This window comes from Trichocoleus desertorum ATA4-8-CV12, assembly GCA_019358975.1.
GTDB lineage: Bacteria > Cyanobacteriota > Cyanobacteriia > FACHB-46 > FACHB-46 > Trichocoleus > Trichocoleus desertorum_A.
This window is the reverse complement of sequence record JAHHIL010000001.1, coordinates 340,967-362,952: the sequence shown is the minus strand read 5'-3', so window position 1 is coordinate 362,952 and position 21,986 is coordinate 340,967. Positions and strand designations below refer to the sequence as shown.

Sequence of the window (21,986 nt, the reverse complement as noted above, 5' to 3'; positions counted from 1 at the left end):
TAAACACAAAACTTTTGTACTTAAAATCACAGGGATTTAGATCAATAACTCCATCTACAGACCAATTTCCTTGGGTAGAAGAAAACCGAAAGCGAGTCAAGCTACAGTGTATTCAACAAAGGGACGGGAAGCGAGCCCAGACCTCCTCATAATAGATACTCAGTTAGCCAGATTTCTCCAATACAAAACCAGTTAGCCTCTAGACGCCATCTAGAGGTTATTTTTTGCTTAGGCAACCTGGAACTATAGCAATCCTAAATAGATTGGGAACAGGGGGTGGGGGCAAAGCCCCCACGCAAGGGTTTTACCCCTGCACCCCATTCAAGAATCAAAAAGGACTGCTATAGCTACTGAATCAAAAGAAAAACCCCGGTCCCTGCCGAGGTTTTGGAGAGGAGAAAGTCCGAAATACTCAATGCTCTAATTACTCATACAAGCTGAGTTGCGTCAATTCCTAGAAAATTTTCTAAACTTTTCAATTTGGTACGAACATCTACTATGGCGAAGCGCCAATTGACAGTGAATTGATGTTGATTGCGTCTCTACTCTCATACCTCTATCTCTTGTTGCAGCTCGATGATGCTTGGAATGCGTGGCTTGAGATATTGAGGAGAGAGCACTGCAACCTCTAACTCAACCATATTCAGCCAACTGCCAGGTTGGGGCTGTAATGAAACTGAAGCTTAAAGAGGATGCGAAGCGCCTGTGAGGGTGATAACGTTCGCTAGAGCGCTGCTGGGATATGTGTGTTGCGATTATCAACTATTAGATGAATCAGTCCTGCATCGCGAGAGAGGACATCCCCCAAGGAGTACATACACAACACAAAGTCTTGAGCAGTAAACTGTTTAGTCACTTTAATGTAGCGCTAGCCGAGTCGGGGTTGGAAGAAAGCAAACAAGTTACAGGTCCCTTCTCGTTTGTATTCATAGTCATAGGGTTGAAGCTTGCGCGGCTCTACCGAGAGGGGTTGACTCGATTTTCAATATTATGAGGCCCTAAAAACATCTTGAAAAATCTTTTTAGCTTTTCTTCTCGCTCGCAAAATCAATCCGGGTTGGGAAACTTCTGCAAGCTTCCTTTGTATTAATTTGTCCGCTTGTGCATCTCGAATCAAAAACTCTGGATGCTTAAGCGGAAAAATCATCTCCTCAAGTGGAACTTTAGCGCGCGAGTCATCACTGTTTCTTGTATTGGTTGCTTCAGGACCAAATCCAATATTTCTAATCAGGTTTCTATTAGGGAGAATACTAAGACCACTTTGAATCCAGCAGGCGAATCGCCACGGATAGGCCCATGTCGCTCTATATTTACCATCTACACAGGATTGAAAAACTTTGGTCCAGAACTTCACAGTTTCAGGATCTTGAAGTAAATCTGTTAACCAGTCCGAATCTCGAATCTCTGGCCACTGTTTCATTTCAATATCTGAAAATTGGAGCCAAGCGCGACGCCACGAAGCCCATCCCCAACAACTACCGTACCGAGAAAAGCGATAGCTATATCCACCTCGCTCACTTTTAACTTGTTGGTTATTTCCAGAAATGGTCATAACCCGCTCATCGTCTCTATACCGTTCGAGAAGTTCTTGGCAGAAGCGGAAAAATGTTAGATCTGGCAAAGTGTCATCCTCTAAGATGATCGCTTCATCTACTGTTTGAAAAGCCCAATCTAAACCTGTTGTAAATCTCTCCCTTAAACCTAGATTAGTGTCTGAGTAATTTTTCAGGACTTCGCAATCCCAATCAACTTGATCGACAATAGCGCGGGTCAAGGCACATTGCTCCGCTTCCTCAGGACGATTGTCCCGAGGACCATCCGCAATCACCAAGAGCTTGGGTGGCTTCGCTTGACGAATTACTTCAAAAATTTTTTCACTAGTATTAGACCGCTTGAAGATAATAAAGACAACTGGAGTTGTTAACTGCCAATCCATTAAGTCACTCCTCAAAGCTTTTTATTGATACGAAATAAGCCTTTCAAGACATGATGCTTTAACTCCATCTGTTCTAACCTTTAGATTGCTGCCATATAGTTTGCCATAGAAACTACTTTACTGAAGGACGTTCACGCAACTTTCAATTAACACTTTTTAATTGAGATTTGATCTCATGTACTGTAATCAATACTCGGAATATTGTTGCAATTAAGCCCTAGCTCCAACATTTATGAGTGTTTTAGGCATACCAAAGTGTGCGCCTTGCTCAGTCCGAAGTTTATCGCACAATCTTCCTCTAGGTAGCTCTACGTCATCGTAGGTGAGCACTTGGTCTTTGGGCACATCTCGCTTGAGACGGCAACCTTCCGCTAAGCCCATGGGTAAGAGGTTTTGGGCTTGAGTGACATCAGAGTTCTCGCACTGACCGTAGGTCATGTAGAAGCCAATGCCATCCAGAGTTTCTCCCGCTTTCAGGTCAATCTTGGCAGTGGTGACCACATCTACGATAGGACCACCCAAAGGAGCCATGACTGGATCTTGGAACAGCACCGCGCGAGCTACTGACAAGGGCACTTCAAAGTGGCAGAGGTGATAGGGGGTGTAGAAGCTGTAGAGGGGGCCTTCGCCTAGCTTGTACAGATTCAGGTAGTGCTGCTGTTTCGGGTCATCATGAGTCCCGAAGACGAAGACACCCGGACCTGGCTTAGTACCAACGACATAATCCACAATGCCGCCCAGTTCTTTGAGCTGGTCTACGTCGTACATGTGGGTCATTTCGTCTACATGACCTGTGTAGTCATAGCCCAACATGCCCCGCTTGGCGACTTTCATCCCCGTTGCGTTGGCTACGATCGCCTGCTCAAAGGAGATCTTGCTGCCATCAGCAAAACTGGTCACCATATGGGCTTTCTGGCCCCAGCGCTTAGCAAAACCTTCTTGAGTGGTAGGGTTGCGGTAGGGGTCTTGCAAACCTTTGATGTTGCCGCACAGCAAGGGAGTCAGGCCAAGGCTTTTGACGAAGCGGTAGAGGTTCATCTGCACGCCGGGTTGGTCGCCATCACAAGCAGAGAGGATCACACCTTCCCGGTCGGCATGGACTTTGAGGATGGGGCCGATGGTGCCATCGAGTTCGGCGTTCATCAAGATCACATGCTTGCGGTGGGCGATCGCTTCTAGCACCACTTGCGCGCCAAATTCGATCGTGCCTGTGACCTCGATTAGGGCGTCAATGCCTTCGGCTTGGCACAACAGCATCGCGTCTTCGGTGACAGCACACTGACCTTGGGCGATCGCCGCTTCTAAATCAGCTACGGTGTTTACCACGCGAACATCGGTGATACCTGCTTCGGTGTAAGCGCGTCTGGCTCCGTCCAGGTTGCGGTTAAAGATGGCAACCAATTCCATCCCTGGCACTGAGTTAGCAATTTGGTTGGCAATGCCTCGACCCATGAATCCAGCCCCGATCATGCCGACTCGGACGGGGTTGCCTGCTTCAGCGCGGGCTTGTAACGCGCGATCGACAATAATCATGCTTGTGCTCCTACCATTACCGTTTCAAACAAGGGCCAAGATTGGTCTTTTTCCGAAATTTCCGTGACGGGCAAGGGCCACTCAATGTTAAAGACAGGGTCGTTATACCGCAGACCTTTCTCATAGCCCGGAGTATAAAACTCACCTACCTGGTAAATCACCTCCGCGCCATCGGTCAGCGCTTGATAGCCGTGGGCAAACATTTCTGGCACATACAGCGCCCGACGATTTTCCGCACTCAATTCAATGCCGAAGTGAGCCAAATAGGTGGGAGAGTCCGGACGCATATCGATGATGACGTCGTAGATGGCTCCTTGAGTACAGCGAATCAGCTTAGTTTCAGCAGCGGGAGGGGTTTGGTAATGCATCCCTCGCAATGTCCCCTGCTTATGGTTGTAGGAGAGATTGCACTGAGCCACAGTGGGCTTGAGTCCGTGGTCTTCAAACTCTTTGGCGCAGAAGGTGCGAGCGAAGAAACCGCGATGGTCGTTGCGGTGTTCTAAGTCAATAACAAAGGCACCCTTGAGTGGCGTTTCGGTAAATAGCATTACTGTCTCCAGAAGAAATCTAAATCAATTTGCTGCGTCCGCAGGAGATATTCCAGCTGTTTTAGGCGAGTGAAGCCTCTAGATAGGAAGGTGGCTTCATCCATGTCGATTTGGTTAAACAAATCAAACAGTTGTTGGGCACCACGTCGGGCATCCCACTCACACTTAAAGCCAGGAAGGATGGAGTTAATTTTCTCGAAGGAGACGCGGTAGCTGCGGTTATCCGCCACATTGGCTCCAAAGCTGAGCTGACAGCCTGTAAAGATCTCCGCCACAATTTCCGCAATCTCTTTCACACGGTAATTATGAGCCGTATCTCCGACGTTAAAGATCTGGTTGTGGATAATATCGCGCGGAGCTTCTAGGACACAGAGAAGGGCTTTGGCAATGTCTAGGGCATGTACTAGAGGTCGCCAGGGAGTGCCATCACTGATCATCTTGATCTCTTTAGTCGTCCAAGCTAGACCCGCCAGGTTGTTCAGCACAATGTCAAAGCGCATCCGGGGAGAAGCTCCGAAGGCCGTGGCGTTCCGCATGAAGGTGGGGGAGAAGTTGTCGTCTGCCATCGGCTGCAAGTCCCGCTCTACCAAAGTTTTGCAGATGGCGTAAGCGGTTTGAGGATTCACTTCCGACTCCTCCGTAACATCTTGACCCGTTGCCACTCCGTAGACGCTGCAAGAAGACATATAGATAAAGCGACGTACACCAGCGGCTTTTGCCAGTTCTGCTAAGCGCACAGAGCCTTTGTGGTTGATGTCATAGGTGATGTTGGGCGAGAGTTGCCCGGTGGGGTCGTTGGACAGTTCCGCCATATGAACCACTGCATCTACGCCTTGGAGATCTTCAGCGGTGATGTGACGGATATCCTTATTGAGGGTTTTGGCAGTGAGGTCGGTAGCGTTGTAGAGCCAGCCAACCTTGTAATATCCAGTGTCTACGCCAATCACTTCGTGGCCGTGCTTCATTAACAGCGGCGCAAACAGGGAGCCGAGATATCCTTCTGTGCCAGTGACCAATACTTTCATGGGTGTCGAAATCCTATACGCTTAACGCTGCCTGAAGATGTTGCGGTTGGGGAATTTGAGCGGCGATCGCTTTACCAATTTCTAAAGAAGAGGTAGCCGCCGGAGAAGGAGCATTGCAGACATGGATGGAATTGGGACCAGGGATAATCAGAAAATCATCCACTAGTTTCCCGTCATCCATCAGGGCTTGTGCTCGAACACCAGCATGGGTAGGAATCAAATCCTCGGAGCGCACTTCCGGAATCAGCTTTTGCAAACTACGGACAAAGGCAGCTTTGCTAAAGGAGCGAATAATCTCCTGAATCCCTTCATCCGCATGTTTAGCGGCTAGCTTCCAGAAAGCAGGATAGGTCATGACTTCGGCAAAATCCCGCAAGTCAAAATCGGTTTTCTTGTATCCTTCGCGCTTGAGGCTCAGAACCGCGTTGGGGCCAGCATGGACGGTGCCGTCAATCATCTTGGTGAAGTGAACCCCCAAGAACGGAAACGCTGGATTAGGGACGGGATAGATTAGCGTTTTGACCAAGGAGCGCTTTTCTGGCACCAGTTCGTAATACTCACCCCGGAACGGCACAATCTTAGCTTTCGGGTCGGCTTGGCCCATTCTGGCAACGCGATCGCTATGCAGCCCCGCACAATTCACCACAAACCGAGTCTCGAATTCTCCTTGATTGGTTTCGAGGACTTGGCGATCGCCTGCCTGGACAATCTTGGTCACTTTAGTATTCAGCCGTAGGTCACCACCCTGGAGCCGAATCAGCTCGACATACTTGAGGCAAACCTGCTTATAGCTGACAATGCCCGTCGTGGGAACACGAATCCCTGCAATGCAGCTCACATGCGGCTCAACTTCCCGGACTTCCTCAGCCGTGATCTTAGTGACATTCAAGCCATTCTCTAAACCGCGTTGGTAGAGATTTTCCAGCCGAGGAAGTTCGCTCTCATCCGTGGCGACAATTACCTTGCCACAAACTTCGTGAGCGATGCCGTGCTCTTGGCAAAACTCCACCATCGAGCGGCTACCATCTCGACAGAATTTTGATTTAAAGCTGCCTGGTTTGTAATAGATGCCAGAGTGGATGACTCCACTGTTATTGCCTGTTTGGTGAAAGGCCCAATTACTTTCTTTTTCTAAAACTAAAATCTTGGCATCTGGATATTTTCGGCCTAATGCCATCCCGGTAGAAAGGCCAGCAATGCCGCCGCCAATTATCGCGAAATCATACATAAAGCTACTTGCCCCTGAGCTGAGCCTTTAACGTCTGTATCTGTAAGGTAAGCAGTGGCTACCACACTTTCCAAGGAGCCTTACCACTCTTCCACAGCTCTTCTAGATATTGCTTGTCGCGCAGCGTATCCATCGGTTGCCAAAACCCATTGTGTCTGTAAGCGGAAAGCTCTCCATCGGAAGCCAGCTTCTGGAGCGGCTCTTTTTCCCAAACTGCCGAGTCCCCGTAGATGTAGTCAATCACTTCTGGCTCTAAAACAAAATAGCCACCATTAATCCAAGCGCCATCCCCTTCCGGCTTCTCCTGAAAACTCTCAATTTTGTTTTGCTCTGAACCTAAGCAAATGGCACCAAAGCGTCCGGGTGGTTGGGTAGCAGTTAGGGTAGCTAGGGTTTTTTGGGACTTATGAAACTCCACTAACTCTTGCACATTGACATTACTGACGCCATCGCCATAAGTAAAGCAAAAGGTCTCGTTACCAATGTGCTCTCTCACCCGTCTCAGTCGCCCGCCCGTAAGCGTTTCCTCTCCGGTATCTACCAAGGTCACCCGCCAAGGCTCGGCATAGCCACAATGCACGTTCATTTGGTTAAACCGCATGTCAAATGTGACATCGGACATGTGTAAAAAATAGTTGGCGAAATACTCTTTAATCACGTAGCCTTTATAGCCACAGCAAATGATGAAGTCATTGATGCCATGAGCTGAGTAAGTCTTCATAATGTGCCAGAGGATAGGCCGACCACCAATTTCCACCATCGGTTTGGGCTTAATGGTCGTTTCCTCGCTGAGACGAGTTCCGAGTCCGCCAGCCAGTATCACGGCTTTCATAGGGTAACCCCGTAGTTTTCAAGAAGACTAGTTGGTATTTTTTATACTTTCACGTAAGCCGAGGAGCGTTGAGGCGGGAACAAGTACCAGAAGCCTATGCCTCTACGTAGTAATACTAGTCAAAGGTTAAGCCATAAACTGTAAAAATCCGATAAACCAGGGCATTATTTATGTAAAAACTCAAAGAAACCATTTACACAAGCTCGTAATTTTATGTAGAACCTATAGTGGTCGCCCCAACTTGAAACACTCTCACAAGGTGATTGTTGAATGTTAATTGATGCGCGCACCCTGCCTGCAGGCACGACAATTGAATCTGATATCTGCATTATTGGTGCTGGACCCGCAGGGATTACCCTGGCACGCGAATTTATGGGACAGGACTTTCGCGTTTGCCTGCTAGAGAGTGGTGGTGCTGAGTCTGATCAAGCTACGCAGTCTCTGTGCCAAGGGGAGAACAGCGGTGACCTGTATCAAGACTTGTGTAAGTCGCGCCATCGTCAATTTGGTGGGACAGCCAATGAGTGGCATATCACCATTACGCCAGAAGAAATCGGTGGGCGTTGTGGCCCTTTAGAGGCGATCGATTTTGAAAAGCGGGACGGCATTCCCTATACGGGCTGGCCTTTCGATCGCGCCTACTTAGACCCCTTCTATCAAAGAGCCCAGCAGCTTTGTCAGATGGGGCCGTTTGCTTACAGTGCTAACGCCTGGGAAGACGATAAAAACCCTCGCCTACCGTTTCTAGATGGCAAGGTAGCGACGACGGTTTATCAATTTACGCCTCGTGGTGCGTTCACGCAGGAATACCAGGAAGAACTGCGACGAGCTGACAATATCACTACTTATCTCCACGCCAATGTAGTAGACATTGAAACCAATGAAGTCGCGAAAACCGTGACTCGTGTGCAAGTGGCTTGTTTAGAAGGCGATTGCTTTTGGGTGAGCGCCAAACTATTTATTCTAGCTACAGGCGGGATTGAGAATGCGCGATTAATGCTGCTAGCAAATGAGACTCAGAACGTGGGCTTGGGCAACCAGAACGACCTAGTAGGGCGATTCTTTATGGATCATCCTGGTCTCAGCTACATGTTTTTCCCTAATCAACGACAAATCTTTAACTCCACTGCTCTGTACGACTTGCGCCGAGTTAAAGGAACTGCAATCAAGGGAAAACTGGTGCTGACGGAAGAAGTTAAGCGTCAGGAGAAACTGCTAAATAGCGGCGCATTGATTCATCCCAGACCTAAAGGTTTCCGTTCTCAGGCTGTGAGTTCTCTGAAAACGCTACTCTCCTCCGCTCGAAAAGCCCAAGTTCCCTCCCAACCTTTCAAGCACTTAGGCAATGTGGTCAACGGAGCGGATGAGCTAGCTCTCTCTACTTATCGACGGCTGAGAAAGATTCAGCCGATCCTGCCAAATGATATTGAGGGCGGTTGGTCGCATCTTCCCCACAAAGAAAAGCAGTTCGCGTCTTTCCAGATTAGCCAGATGATCGAGCAGGCTCCGAATCCCGATAGCCGCGTCCTGCTCAGCGATGAGCGCGATCGCCTAGGTCGTAGACAGGTCAAACTGCATTGGAGTTGGCATGAGCTAGATGTCTACAGCGTCAAACGCACTTATGAAATTCTGGATGCAGAGCTGAGAAGGTCAGGTATTGGCAGATTAGAGAGCGATTGGCAGTTTGAAGGCAAAGATCTAACCGATACCAGCGCCCACCACCACATCGGCACCACCCGGATGCACGACGACCCCAAGCAAGGCGTAGTAGATGCCAATTGCCAAGTGCATGGCATGTCAAATCTGTTTGTAGCAGGAAGTTCTGTGTTTCCGACGGGTGGCTACGTCAATCCCACCCTCACCATCATCGCTCTAGCGCTGCGCTTGGCTGATCATGTGAAGCAACAGATGGCTGCCCAAATGGCAACGATTAACTAACCAAAAAGGCTACTCCTGCTACTTGGAAGAGCTTGTAGCTTGTAACATCTAGTACTAGTCAGGAAGCTTGGGAAGTATTTCCAGGTTAGTTTATTGATGACGACAATATCAGGGGATGCAATCGGTCTATGTCTATATGTAATCCTCAACCACCGATATCACAGTGAACCAACTATTCTCCGTCACCTTTGCAATTTCACTACTGGTCAATATTCTTGGCTTTTTATTAGGAATCTGGCTATTAGCTAGAAAAGGAGGTCTGCCTCACACATTTACAAAGCTTCCTTTCATTCCACAACCAAAGCTTAAAAATCCAATTGTTTATCCAATCCGCTATTTTTATCGCAGAAGTCTCTTTGAGGTTCTACCTGCTTCCGCAGATAAGGTGATTTTCTTAGGAGATAGCAATGTAGAGAACTGTGAGTGGGCAGAGCTCTTCAATAATCCTAATCTGATCAATCGTGGCTTAGGTGGTGAGACCACAGAAGGGCTTTTGACTCGCTTAGCAGATGTTTTGAAATGCCATCCATCTAAACTATTTGTCATGGTTGGCGTAAATGACTTTAATGCGGGATTATCTGCAGAGCAAATAATCTATAACTATCGCAGAATTCTTCAAGAGACCAAAGCGAAAACACCTCAGACCCAAGTGTTTGTCCAAAGCGTTCTACCAGTTAACAAAAACTTCGATCATAAGAAGGTTAAAGCCAACAATAAAACCATCATTGAGTTTAATTCAAAGCTACAGGCACTAGCTGAAGAGTTTTCTTACCAGTACGTAGACTTATTTCCAGCTCTTGCAAATGATTCGAATCAATTAGACCAGCAGTACACATTAGATGGCATCCATTTGACTGGCTTGGGTTATCTAGCTTGGAAACAAGTCATTCAGCAGTGGCTCACAGAGTCAACCAAACCTTCGACCCCAGTATAGCCTAAGGATCTCAATTGTCTCCAACGAGCATTTCCACCATTGGTACTGGGTACTTTTGTCGTTGACCAATTACCTTAGCAGGAACTCCTAGCGCGATCGAGTAGGGAGGGATATCCTTCGTCACCACCGCACCTGCTCCAATAACGCTGCCCTGGCCGATCGTAACTCCATCGATGACCTTCACCCCCGCTCCTAGCCAACAATCATCTCCGATCGCGATGCCCTGACAAGTCAAACCTTGTTCCCGAATCTTGCAATTTGGATCAGCAAAGATATGATTGTTGGCATAGATTCCAACATGAGAGGCAATTAAGCAATCCTTGCCAATCGTGATTGAGCCAGGACCATGAATACAAGTGTAAGGATTCACAACCGTATGTTCGCCAATTTCGATCTGGCAATTATCTCCAGTCGTACGAATATCTACGCCCCTATCCAAGTGAACCCAATCTGCCAAAGAAATACGGTTATTTTGGCCTTTGCTATCCACTCGGACACCCCGCTGAATGCTGACTCGATTACCTACTTCAATGCAGTCAGCCCCAACAAATTCGGCTCCCGGTCGAATAAACACTAGGCTGCCCAGTTTGGCAAAAATGGAGTGATAGAGCTTTTGGCGTAGGGAGAAACCGGGAGACAACGGCACCCAACCTACAAGCGCGGTGATAAAGGCCTCTTGCCGGTGCGATCGCTGAGCAGTAGATGGAGCAGAGTCGGCATTCATAATCTTGACCTTAAAGTTTAAAGCAAGTCAGAGGAGGAAGAAGCCCAGTTAAATTAGAGGCTGAGCTATTCTCGAATTAATTGAGTAATCAGCGATCGCAGATCCCCCTGATGATCGCCTCGACGGAAATCTTGCATCAACTTTTGAGCGCGTCGGACTTTGCGTTTAGCTCTCTCCCCCAGAGTCCGTTGCTTCGCCAGCCAGTTGTAATATTTTTCTTGAATGGCTTTATCCGCCTGGACATCCCGAATCACAAATTCCGGATGCTTTAAAGGAAATGGTATGGATTGCACAGGCATCGCCGCTCGCCAATCAAAGCTGTCTTTGGTATGCGTCGATTCGTTACCAAAACCAATGTTAGAGACCAGATTTACATGGGGAACGATGCTAAGACCGCTTTGAATCCAGCAGTTCAAAACCCATTGATCATCCCAAGTGTCAAACCCGTTGTAGGTCCGCTCGAAGGCTCGGCTCCAATGGTTTGCCGTCTGCTCATCTCCTAGGCAATCCACCAACCAACCAGAATCGCGGATTTCTGGCCAGAGTTTCATGTTCACATCGTAGTGCTGCCAAGCGCGCCGCCAGGTAGCCCAACCCCACAGGAGGTTGTAGTGAGAGAAAGAGTAACTATACTGCGATCGCGATCGCTGCACCTGATAACTGGTACCCGCAATACTCGCCACTCTTTCATCGTCTTGATAGCGATCTAATAACTCATCACAGAATCGAAAAAAAGTCGGATCTGGCACACAATCATCTTCTAAAACAATGGCGCGATCGACCGTCTCAAACACCCAATCTAAGCCGCTGGCTATCCGATCTTTACAGCTCAAAAAACTATCCGCATAGTTTTTGAACACCTGACAATCCCAGTCAACTCGGTCAATAATAGCGCGAGTTTCCGCACATTTCTCCGCTTCACCCGGTTGATCGGGACGAGGGGCGTTAGCGATCACTAATAGTTGAGGTGGCTTCGCTTTGCGAATTGCCTCAAACACTTTCTCTGTCGTACTAGGCCGCTTGTAAATTAAGAGAGCAATGGGTGTTTTCAAAGACCAATCAGCCATTACAGGTTCCACCAATCATGATTCAGGTCAACTGAGTTTACGTAACCAATTAATACTGAAGAAACATCGCTGAGGTTTAGATACCCTTCTCAGGAGAATCAACTTCATAAAATCTAAGCCTTCCCTACCCACTTTTAGCTAGGACGCTATCGTAAATAGCCTCCAGCTTGGCTGTATTGTGCTTTAAGTTGAAATGTTGGATGATGCGCTGTCTACCCGCAGCCGCAAAGCGCTGCCGCAATTGGGTTTCTTGCAACAAAGTCAACAGATACTTAGCTAATGTCTCCCAGTCTCCTTCTGGAGCAAGAAACCCTGTTTCGCCGTGGGCGACTGCTTCAGGCACACCTCCCGTAGCAAAGCTCACCACAGGCAATTCCATTGCTTGAGCTTCGGCAAATACCATGCCAAACCCTTCTGCATCTCCGGTGCGAGCAGTAATACTAGGCACGCTAAAAACGGCTGCCCGGTTCATCCAGCCTTGTACTGCTTCTGGAGACTGAGCTCCTAAAAAGCGATAGTGTTTGAGTAAGTTGTCAGCTTGTTGCTCCAAAGTAGAACGCAAAGGGCCATCACCAATCACCACGAGTTCCACAGTGGGCAGGGTAGTTTGGACTTGGGCGATCGCTCGAATGAGATGCCCACAGCCTTTTTTCTCTACCAAGCGGCCCACAAACAAAACCACAGGTTCACGGGCGATCGCTGGGTTCGGAGTAAATTTGTCTACATCCACGCCGATGTAGTGAACTGTGACTTTCTCGGCTGGGCAGCCTTTTTTAATCAATTGCTCGCGGATAAACTCCGAGACCGCAATCACACAAGCAGCTTCGGCAAATAACTGGCCCCGCCTGCTGACATAGAGGTCTCGAAAAAATTGCCCACGCTTAAATAGAAAGTCCAGTGGATTAACCCGCACCTGACCTGAGGGGTGGCGATCCATACCTGTAGCGTCATTGCCGTGAAATGTCACAACTAGAGGCAAGCCTAGTTTTCTGGCGAGGAATAGGCCCCAAATACCATCAATGCCAAAGTGGGCATGAATTAAGTGAGCCGATAATTTTTGCAGCGATCGCAACCATTGCGACTCGACTATCCCACCCAATTTGAGCGCCATCTTCCAGAATGCAGGGGAGGAAACGCGATCGCTTAAGGTAAGGCTTCTGTCAGGTGGGATTAAAGCTGCCGCATTAGTAGTGCGTGAGGTGCCTACGTAAAAACCCGTGTAGGCAGTCAAACTTTCCACCTGAGCAGGAATAAAGGTTTCCGAGTAGGGAAGTAGCAGATCCCGATAGATGATTACTCTTCTCTGCATTACGTGGACTCCAAGTCGCAGACCCCTACTCTGCAATTAAATCGGTAATCTTGCGCAACTGGCTATGACTCGACCCATCAACCTGGCAATTTTTAACAAAACTGCCCCTCTCTGTCAGGTTTATGTGAAGCGATGTAGCGATCGGCACCATGAAGTTGCCTGGAGCGATCGCCAAACTGTCAGCTTAAGTAGCACTCCCTTACGGCTTAGTGGCACTCAACTTAAGCAGACCAACCCATCGACTTTGAAATGTGGTTTCAGTTAGACCGAGGTAGAAAGAGAGTCAGGGCATTTACTTGCTGCTTTCACCTCTAAGTACTTTTCCCGCCAAAGGAAGAAAGGACTAATCAAAATTCCTAGCAGTAGCTCCATTTCACAAGCGGCAACTACATCGGTTTTAATCACTGGGTAGTACTTGATGAAGTGCAGCAACAGCTTACGCACATCATTGGCTAGGTAAATCGGGAAGGCAAAGGGTCTTTGCCAAGGCTTGAAGCCAATCATCCGAATGTGGTGGCGACCTAACCCCGCCCCTCGACACAAGTTGAGCAAATAAGCTTTTTCTAAACGAGACTTAGGAATCTCGTGATAAATACACATGGCTGGGTTATGCCAAATTTCCCAACCTCCCCGCCTGAGATAAGCCAGGGCTTCAATATCTTCACTTTTAGCAGATAGGGATGTACCGACAGGACCCCGTAATAGCAGGCGTGAAGGCACATTCTCTAACCAAGCTTGCTTACGCACTACTAGTCCTGCGCCAGGAGGCAGAACCTTGGTGTTGTACCGAAATACCTGCTGACCCCGGTCAATAATGGCTAAGAACGCCGCAATTCGTTCAAAGTTTTGGGGAGGCGCGACTTCAAAGTTGCCTCGAATCTGACCACCATAAGCTCCGGCTTGGGGGTGCTGTTGGCCAAAAGCACAGGCTTTCGCTACCCAATCTGGAGTGGGTAGATTGTCGTCGTCTAAAAACCCAATGAAGGTGCCTTGAGCTTCGCGAATCGCCCGCTGTCTAGCAAATGCTGCACCTTGCTCCGCTTCAAAGGCATATCTGATCGGATAAGCTTGGGGCCAGTTGGCTTGGTAAGCTTGAACAACCTTTTTAGTGTTATCGCTGCTGTTATTATCAACAATCACCACTTCCCAGGAGAAGTCCTCGGTTCCCACCTGCGATCGCAATCGATCCAAAAGAGCAGGCAGACGCTTTTCCCCGTTATAAGTGCGTATGGCGACAGTAAAGTCAATCATATGGTTTGCGATCGCTCTAGGTATTCCTGTCTCAACTTAGGTGGAACCTTTCAGCCTGATGCTGGCTAGCCCCTAGTTCATCCGTTGCTCCCCAAAATATTGGGCCGAATTAAAAGTGAATTAAGTATGTGTAATTCAATACTTATCTGTGGAAACCACGTAAGCCAGGGTTTTGCGATGAGATAGTTAACTCCATTAGCAAATTCTAGATCTGTTTAAGGTACTTAATATCCCTCTAAAAGTATATTCGGGCTTACGTAAATCTGCGGAGCACAAATGCAACTATATTCCAGATGTTTCAGGCACTGCTATTCATAGGGTGGCATCTTCATGCCAAATTTAAACTAGCAGCTTAGTTCCGGGATCAATATAAAGCTTAAGTAAGAATTCCTAGCTTAGGCGATCGCGCTGTTAGTTCTTGTGATATCCCACCCCTAGCAAATTTCGCTTGATAAATATGGTGCTGGGATTGCAGCTGCTACCTGAACAAAGACTACCCCCGATTGGGTGAGAGTTTTTTAGATACGGCCTAAAAAACTCCCATCGTAGGTTGCCCAGGTTTACCGAGGGTTTTGACAGCCCAAGTCGTTCAGTGCTGCGATCGCGATAGTCGGGTTAAGCAATGACCCAGTTGACTAAAGTGCGAACCCCGTAGCCAGTAGCTCCAGCGCTGTTGTAGCCGTTTTCTTTGTCTGCCCAGACAGGGCCAGCAACATCTAGGTGAGCCCACGGCGTTTCTTTCACAAACTGTTTTAGGAAGAGGGCAGCGGTAATGGAGCCACCAGGACGAGGACCCGTATTTTTCATGTCTGCGATCATCGATTTCAGACCATCAAAATATTTTTCTTCCATTGGCATTTGCCAGAGCTTTTCGCCAGCGGATTCAGCCGCGTTTAGTAGCTCCGAAGCCAAGGTATCGTCACTACTCCAGAGACCCGCAATATCATCACCCAGGGCAACGACACAGGCTCCGGTGAGGGTAGCCAAATCGACGATCGCATCTACATCGAGTTTTTCGGTAAACACCAGAGCATCGGCTAGGGTGAGACGACCTTCCGCGTCGGTGTTGTTCACTTCAATGGTTTTGCCATTGGAGGCAGTCAGCACATCCCCAGGACGTAAGGCTCGACCGCTGATCATATTCTCAGTTGCGGCGCTGATGAAATGCACTTCTACATCGGGTTGAATTTGAGCGATCGCCTTAGCAGCTCCCAGAGTAGCCCCTGCTCCCCCCATATCGGTTTTCATCATTTCAATGCCACTTCCTGCCCCTTTAATATTGAGGCCGCCAGAGTCAAAGGTGAGTCCTTTACCCACGATCGCGACTTTGCGCCGAGGAGTGCCGTTAGGCTTGTAGGTGAGGTGAATGAACTTGGGCGGAATATCAGAAGCTCTAGCCACGCCGAGGAAGGCTCCCATACCCAGTTTTTCGCAGTCTTCCTGCTCTAGAATCTCAATTTCTAGGCCGTATTCTTGGGCGATCGATTGAGCCGTTTCCGCCATCGTAATCGAAGTCACCACATTGGGAGGAGCAGCGACCAGTTCTCGCGCCAGGATAACCCCAGAACAGATTTGTTGTGCCCGCTGAATGGCTGTGCTTTGGTCGCTCACACCCAAAATTTCAATGTGTGCTAATTGGGAGTTTTTGTCTTCCGACTCTGACTTAAAGCGATTGTCTTGATAAGCCGCTAGTTCCGCCCCTTCGGCGATCGCTTGGGCACTGGCTTCAGGTTGGCCATGCCACACCGGAAAGTGTATGGCTAAAGTTTTACCCTTTTCTTTTCTGGCTTGCCGCACACTCACCGCTGCCGCCCGTCGCAAGCTCTCTAGCTTTAAGGAGTCCGGTTTCCCTAAGCCTACTAAAAGCACTTTACGAATGGCACTGCCACCCCCTACACGAGTCAGGGCGCTGCTCCCTTCTTTCCCTTTAAATTCAGCTTCAGCAATTAATTCTTTGAGGGTGCCTGCGAGTTTCTCATCTAAGGTCGCCAGATCACCCGTCAGTTCCACCTCATCTTCAAACAACCCTAGAGCTAAAATGTCTCCCGCCCAGTTTAAGCATGAGGTATCTGTCGCACGAACATCCATCCCTTCTTGTCCTTATCAATCAAAGACTTCTCTTCTCTTCAGGCTACTAGTTAGGAGGGAAAATTTTTGGAGTTAGGCTCAAAAAAGTGCTGATTTTTGGCTGACTTTTGGCTAATTGGCAGAGGGCTTTGGCACAATTGTCGGATCTGAAAAGATTTCTGTGTTTAAAAGAACAAGACCTAGGGCGGAAACTTAACTAAAAATGCTAGAGTCTCATGGGATTCGGTCCAAATCTTCAAGCGAGGACGCATGCTAAAGCAACGAAGCACGCAAGTTTCTTTGGCCATTGGCGCAGGGCTGTGTGCTTTGCTACTAGGGGCGACGTTGTCGGTGACGACCCGTGGGTTTACGCGCAAGTGGCATTGGATTCAACCGCAGCCCGCGTCTGTGCCCGTGGGAAACCAAGCAGTAGATTCTGCCATCCCTGCCTTGACGGGGCTATCTCCAGCCCAACGAGCCACCAAGCTGGAGGCGATCGCTCAAGGCAAGAATGAGGTCGATCGCGCTCGGGCTCGCTATTTGCTTGCTAGCGACTTGATTCAGCAGCGCCAAGGAGAGCAAGCCCTAAAGTGGCTGCAAGACTTGGAATCCGATTATCCAACGCTCGCGCCCTACATTGTCTTTAAACGCGCCCAAGCTTATACCCTCAGCGGCAATCTTGCCCAAGCAGAAGCAACTTGGAAAGCCTTGTTGCAGAAGTATTCAGATCACCCGGTTTCAGCCGAAGCATTATCCGCTTTGGGGCGTCAGAATCGGCAGTATTGGGACCAAGCGATCGCCAAGTTTCCGACTTATCCCCAGACTCAAGACATTATTCGGCAACGCCTACGCCAAAATCCCAGTCAGCCAGAACTCCTGTTGATTTTGGCTAAATATGGGGTTAATGCGCCAGGCATCGTCCCCGTGCTCAATCGGCTCACCGAAAACGCCAGCTTTAGCGCTCAACTGCAACCCGAAGACTGGGAAGCGATCGCCTTTAACTATTGGGAACAGCAAGAATATGGCAAAGCCGCAGAAGCTTATGCCCGTGCCCCCCGAACTTCCCTTAATGCTTACCGGGTTGGGCGTGGTTTACAACTCAGTGGGCTAGAATCTCAGGCTTATCGAGCTTACCAACTGCTAGTCATTGCTTTCCCGAAGTCAGAGGAAACAGCAACAGCATTGATTCGCATGGCTAAGCTGACACCCAAGCCCATTGATGGCATTCCTTATCTAGATCGAATCATTAGCCAATTTCCCGATCATGCGGCAGAAGCACTCATGGTCAAAGCCGATATTCTAGAAAGTCTCAATAGCGGTAAATCAGCCGCTCAAGCTCGCCAATCCGTTTTAACTCAGTATCCTAAATCAAACGCTGCCGCCGAAATCCGCTGGAAACAAGCCCAACGTCAAGCCGCTACCAGAAACTTTTTAGCTGCTTGGCAGTGGGCAGAACCGATCACCAAATACAATTCCGAGAGTGAATTCGCTCCAGAAGCCGCTTATTGGGTAGGTAAATGGGCGAGTCAAATTGGACAAGAACAGGATGCCAAAACTGCCTTTGAGTATGTATTAGCCAGGTATCCGGAGTCCTACTACGCTTGGCGTTCTGCGGTGCAACTCGGCTGGAATGTAGGTGATTTTGACAGCGTCCGTCAATTCCAGCCTCAAGTGGTACGCTCTAGCCAACCCACCCCCTTACCCGTAGGTTCGGCTACCTTGCAAGAGTTGTATCAACTGGGACAAAGTCAGGATGCTTGGGCGCTGTGGCAAGTGGAGCTTAAAACCCCAACGAAGCCAACTGTAGCCGAGCAATTCACTGATGGGGTGTTGCGCTTGGGGGTAGGCGACCATCTAGATGGCATTTTTATGGTGTCGAGCTTGGCTTGGCGCGAAAAACCGGAGGAGCGATCGCAGTATCAAAACTTGAAGCAACAACCCGCCTTCTGGCAAGCGCTCTATCCTTTTCCTTTCTTACAACCCATCGAAGCTTGGTCACAAGAACGGCAGCTCAATCCTCTACTAGTTACGGCCTTAATTCGTCAAGAATCCCGCTTTGAGCCAAAGATTCGTTCTGCCGTTGGGGCCGCTGGGTTGATGCAAGTCATGCCCGAAACGGCTGCTTGGATCGCCTCCCAAATTAAGCTGAAGCAGTACAAACTGGACAAACCTGAAGACAACATCAAGCTGGGCACCTGGTATTTGGCCTATACTCACCGCGAGTACGACAACAACTCGCTCTTTGCGGTTGCCAGTTACAATGCGGGTCCCGGTGCTGTGGCTGGTTGGGTAGATAAAAACACCTTTAGCGATCTCGATCAGTTTGTAGAAGCAATTCCCTACGGCGAAACCAAGGGCTACGTGAAGTCAGTATTTGAAAACTACTGGAACTATCTACGCCTCTATAATCCAGAAGTTTCTCAGCAGGTCGCTCAAGCTTCCAAAAATCACCAACCTGCATTCAAGTTCTCATTGAAATAGCTGACACAGAAATAGCTGACACAAAAAAGACACCTCTGTTGAAATGCTCAAACAGAGGTGTCTCACAGCCATGATTTGTGAATCGCTGCTTTAGAAGTTCATTTCAGCAGCTTGCACTTTCTCAACTTGCTTCTTCTTCAGGACAAGCATGATTTGAGAGAGGGTTACAGCAGCAAAGAAGGCAATCAATCCTTGAATGCGAGCAGGGCTTTGCAGCACGATTTCTGCGTCAACCTGACCGAAACCACCCACGTTAGGATCAGTCGTGAGCGCTTCACCCGCTTTGACTTCCTGACCTTCAGCCGCCACTAGCTCCGGACCCGCCGGAATATTGTCTACAGTTGTGTTGCCGTCTGCGGTTTGAATCGTGACCGCATAGCCGCCGCTTTCCGCCTTGGCAATTTGGGTGATTTTGCCTGTCACAGAAGCGTTGTAAATTGTGTTGTTGCTCTTGTCGCCTGTGGGATAAACCTGTCCACGACCCCGGTTGCCACCCACATTGATTTGGTACTTACCAAAATGCACAGACTTATCAGTATTGGGGTTGGGGGAGAGGACGGGGAAGGTCAGCTCTTGGTATTGCTCACCTGGCAGCGGCCCTACCACCACAATGTTGTCTTTTTCAGCACTGTAGGGTTGGAAGTAAAGCCCACCAATTTTTTCCTTCATCTCCTCTGGGATTCTGTCCTCAGGGGCGATCTTGAAGCCTTCGGGCAAGATCAACACAGCACCCACATTTAAAGGGCCTTTTTCACCGTTGCCCAGCACCTGTTGTACGTTGGTGTCGTAAGGAATTTTGACGACTGCTTCAAACACTGTGTCGGGTAGAACTGCTTGAGGCACTTCTACTTCAGTCCGCTTAGCGCCTAGGTGACAGTTGGCACAAACAATGCGTCCGGTGGCCTCACGAGGATTTTCGTAGGCTTGCTGCGCATAAACCGGATAAGCGGCAGCAGATTGGGGCAGTACCAGATCACTACCCAGGAAAATGGCGATCGCACTAATAGCGGCAAACGTAACGCGCCAGAGGTATCGCGGAGCGAATATCGCTGACAAAAAAGTTTTCTTCATCTGTAGTGAGTCTTCAATAGCAAAGGATCAGGCAGTCAATACACAAGACAGGATTCAACGTCTCACGATTGGTAAAAACGATCAATTCCTAGGACCACCAGGGGTCATCACCTGTACGGAAGTCAGTTTCGGTCCAAGGTGTAAAGGCAACTTTGTCATCCTGGACAGTCGCGTGAACTAAAGCGAGAGACAGTGGTGCTGGACCCCGGACTACCTTACCAGTGTTGTCGTACTGTGAACCATGACAGGGGCAGATAAACTTGTTTTCTCCGCTATTCCAGGGCACGACACAGCCCAAGTGAGTGCAGACCGCATTGATGCCGTAGCTAGCGAGCGCTTGATCGCCTTCCACCACGATATAAGTGGGGTCGCCTTTGAGACCTTGAGCTAAGGCGCGTTCACCAGTCTTGTGGCTGGACAGGAAATCACTCACGAGGATGTCATTGCCGAGCGCATCCTTCGCAGTAACACCACCACTACCGCTGCCACTAGATGGTGGGATGAAGTATTTGACCACAGGATAAAGTGCGCCCAAGGCTGTGCCTGTGACTGCACCAAACGTGAGGAAATTCATAAATTGGCGACGACCCATGCTAGGTACGTCTGCAGATCCAGAGACTTGAGCCATGACCTATGCTTACGTATGTGTTAAGTTATGTGTCTTAGCCAACAGTTTGGGCTAATCCTAGAACCCTGTTAACCCCGCATTTTTAAGTCTGTACGCCTAGACAGCAACCATATCGATAAGTGAGTCTAATGCAACAGGCACGGCGTTACAGTCCCTTCGAAGCAGCGGTTTTACCGCTTCATGGGTATTATTACATTTCTTGACGCTAGCATCATATCTGAGTCGGGGAGCGTCATTGCTATACGAAATGTAAACAGAAGGCTTGATTCTAGATCGGTTGATCCAGAGTAAATCATGACAGGACAAGATTTACATCAACTCATTCTCCGTAAATGGGGCCGCTCCTACGATGTCCAAGTGCGACGGACGCAGGGCAAAATCTTTGTTCAAGTCATGTGGAAGTATTTAGAGCAGGCTTCTTTCCCCCTCACAGAAGCTGAGTATTTTGCCCATTTGGAAACCATCAGCAGTTACTTAGAGGCTTGGGGTGGTTCCAGCCAAGTGCAGCAGTTTATTGAGCAGACTAAAGAGCGGCCTCGCTTAGGTAAGGCTGTGAGTATTCCCCTCGACTTAGGCGATCGCGCTTCTGAGTGGTTGCTAGAAGAATTTTAAGGCCAAAAACTTAATCTCACCCTTTTGAGTGATATTCGATCGCTCTCTAGACAGATGGATGATCTAAGCGATCGCGAAACACTAAGAACATCTAGTAGTTACAGCACAGTAATTTGTGTTCTTTATTACTAGGATGCCAAACATTGCAGGTTTCTAGAATTTTTCTGGAACCTATTTCGTAGTTATTAAGTCAATTTTTAAGCTTAAATTCTAAGTGTTATTAGACACCAAAACGTCTCAGTGGGCTTCACTAAATTACGGTGGCTTATTTAAGTATTTCATTAGTTTTTTAAAGCACATTCTTTATTAATAAGAACCTCAGCGCTCATAAGGTATTAATTTTTACGCGACTATATTTACTATTCAGGTATAAAAATATAAACATAACCTGAAACGCTTTTCTGGCAGGCGTTTTGGGAAATAATTGTATTTACGCTTTAATCAAATCAAGCTTGATTTCGTATTCATAAATTCACACTTCCTTTAAGGATTATTCTCCACACTTTACGGGTTCTATACGAAAATTCACAGGCATCCCTATTAGAGTCTGTAAATAGTAAACCTTCTTGGAAACTAACCTGCAATCCAGATTTCAAACGTCAAATAATTCAGGCTAGTAACTAGTAATGTTCCTGAATTGAGGCTTGATTAAATCTCAAGCGATCGCCTTCAGGTTTAGCTGCATGTTTCTGCCGTTTAATGATGTGTCTGCCTGATTTCAGAACCCACCAAAGCCTCTGTTGATTTGTTTTTTAAGCTACTTGAGAACCACCTGACTCCTCACACTCAGGGTTCCTTGATA

18 protein-coding genes are annotated in these 21,986 nt (G+C 48.3%); 5 read left to right on the top strand and 13 right to left on the bottom strand.

The genetic code is table 11. The annotated features are described in order from the left end of the window. Window positions 1–988: 988 nt before the first annotated feature. The 6 genes from KME12_01640 to rfbF form a co-directional block, all read right to left on the bottom strand. The gene (locus KME12_01640; protein MBW4486470.1) at window positions 989–1,936 is read right to left on the bottom strand and encodes a glycosyltransferase family 2 protein; all 948 of its coding nucleotides are present in this window, start codon (window positions 1,934–1,936) and stop codon (window positions 989–991) included. A gap of 210 nt (window positions 1,937–2,146) precedes the next feature. Beyond that, window positions 2,147–3,469, bottom strand: coding sequence for a Gfo/Idh/MocA family oxidoreductase (locus KME12_01635; GenBank protein MBW4486469.1), 1,323 nt, complete (start codon window positions 3,467–3,469; stop codon window positions 2,147–2,149). After that, window positions 3,466–4,017, bottom strand: coding sequence for a dTDP-4-dehydrorhamnose 3,5-epimerase (rfbC, locus tag KME12_01630; GenBank protein MBW4486468.1), 552 nt, complete (start codon window positions 4,015–4,017; stop codon window positions 3,466–3,468). The genes KME12_01635 and rfbC overlap by 4 nt, the downstream gene beginning before the upstream one ends. Beyond that, window positions 4,017–5,042, bottom strand: a complete 1,026-nt coding sequence (locus tag KME12_01625; protein ID MBW4486467.1) for an SDR family oxidoreductase — start codon at window positions 5,040–5,042, stop codon at window positions 4,017–4,019. Before KME12_01625 ends, rfbC begins: the two co-directional genes overlap by 1 nt. A gap of 13 nt (window positions 5,043–5,055) precedes the next feature. Further along, a complete protein-coding gene (gene lhgO / locus KME12_01620; protein ID MBW4486466.1) occupies window positions 5,056–6,270 on the bottom strand; it encodes an L-2-hydroxyglutarate oxidase in 1,215 nt (404 codons plus the stop codon). 58 nt (window positions 6,271–6,328) lie between these two features. Then, on the bottom strand, window positions 6,329–7,102 hold the full coding sequence (gene rfbF, locus KME12_01615; protein MBW4486465.1) for a glucose-1-phosphate cytidylyltransferase: 774 nt from the start codon (window positions 7,100–7,102) through the stop codon (window positions 6,329–6,331). 270 nt (window positions 7,103–7,372) lie between these two features. On the opposite strand from rfbF, the gene KME12_01610 reads away from it, so the two are divergent. Together KME12_01610 and KME12_01605 are read left to right on the top strand one after the other, a co-directional pair. Next, window positions 7,373–9,040: a GMC family oxidoreductase gene (locus KME12_01610; GenBank protein ID MBW4486464.1), complete on the top strand. Its 1,668-nt coding sequence runs from the start codon at window positions 7,373–7,375 to the stop codon at window positions 9,038–9,040. A gap of 163 nt (window positions 9,041–9,203) precedes the next feature. Then, window positions 9,204–9,974, top strand: a complete 771-nt coding sequence (locus tag KME12_01605; GenBank protein ID MBW4486463.1) for a hypothetical protein — start codon at window positions 9,204–9,206, stop codon at window positions 9,972–9,974. Window positions 9,975–9,984: 10 nt separating this feature from the next. Here KME12_01605 and KME12_01600 read toward each other — a convergent pair whose 3' ends face one another. From KME12_01600 to KME12_01590, 3 genes are all read right to left on the bottom strand, one after another. Further along, the gene (locus KME12_01600) at window positions 9,985–10,698 is read right to left on the bottom strand and encodes an acyltransferase (protein MBW4486462.1); all 714 of its coding nucleotides are present in this window, start codon (window positions 10,696–10,698) and stop codon (window positions 9,985–9,987) included. A gap of 65 nt (window positions 10,699–10,763) precedes the next feature. Further along, window positions 10,764–11,765: a glycosyltransferase family 2 protein gene (locus KME12_01595; protein MBW4486461.1), complete on the bottom strand. Its 1,002-nt coding sequence runs from the start codon at window positions 11,763–11,765 to the stop codon at window positions 10,764–10,766. A gap of 124 nt (window positions 11,766–11,889) precedes the next feature. Beyond that, window positions 11,890–13,074 (bottom strand): glycosyltransferase, encoded by a 1,185-nt coding sequence (locus tag KME12_01590; protein ID MBW4486460.1) that lies wholly within the window; start codon window positions 13,072–13,074, stop codon window positions 11,890–11,892. A 64-nt stretch (window positions 13,075–13,138) separates the two neighbouring features. On the opposite strand from KME12_01590, the gene KME12_01585 reads away from it, so the two are divergent. Then, entirely contained in the window at window positions 13,139–13,339 is a 201-nt protein-coding gene (locus KME12_01585) for a hypothetical protein (protein ID MBW4486459.1), read from the top strand. Here the strand turns inward: KME12_01585 and hpsE are convergent. After that, window positions 13,336–14,325 carry a hormogonium polysaccharide biosynthesis glycosyltransferase HpsE gene (gene hpsE, locus KME12_01580; GenBank protein MBW4486458.1) on the bottom strand — a complete coding sequence of 330 codons (990 nt, stop codon included), beginning with the start codon at window positions 14,323–14,325 and terminating at the stop codon, window positions 13,336–13,338. The genes KME12_01585 and hpsE overlap by 4 nt on opposite strands. Before the next feature lie 615 nt (window positions 14,326–14,940). Further along, a complete protein-coding gene (locus tag KME12_01575) occupies window positions 14,941–16,413 on the bottom strand; it encodes a leucyl aminopeptidase (protein ID MBW4486457.1) in 1,473 nt (490 codons plus the stop codon). Window positions 16,414–16,662: 249 nt separating this feature from the next. On the opposite strand from KME12_01575, the gene KME12_01570 reads away from it, so the two are divergent. Then, window positions 16,663–18,873, top strand: coding sequence for a transglycosylase SLT domain-containing protein (locus tag KME12_01570; GenBank protein ID MBW4486456.1), 2,211 nt, complete (start codon window positions 16,663–16,665; stop codon window positions 18,871–18,873). 90 nt (window positions 18,874–18,963) lie between these two features. On the opposite strand, the gene KME12_01565 is transcribed toward KME12_01570, so the two are convergent. Both KME12_01565 and KME12_01560 read right to left on the bottom strand, forming a co-directional pair. Then, on the bottom strand, window positions 18,964–19,944 hold the full coding sequence (locus tag KME12_01565) for an apocytochrome f (GenBank protein ID MBW4486455.1): 981 nt from the start codon (window positions 19,942–19,944) through the stop codon (window positions 18,964–18,966). An 88-nt stretch (window positions 19,945–20,032) separates the two neighbouring features. Further along, window positions 20,033–20,572, bottom strand: a complete 540-nt coding sequence (locus KME12_01560; protein ID MBW4486454.1) for a cytochrome b6-f complex iron-sulfur subunit — start codon at window positions 20,570–20,572, stop codon at window positions 20,033–20,035. A 294-nt stretch (window positions 20,573–20,866) separates the two neighbouring features. Between KME12_01560 and KME12_01555 the strand changes: the two genes are divergently transcribed. Next, on the top strand, window positions 20,867–21,184 hold the full coding sequence (locus tag KME12_01555; GenBank protein MBW4486453.1) for a DUF3067 family protein: 318 nt from the start codon (window positions 20,867–20,869) through the stop codon (window positions 21,182–21,184). Window positions 21,185–21,986: the final 802 nt, after the last annotated feature.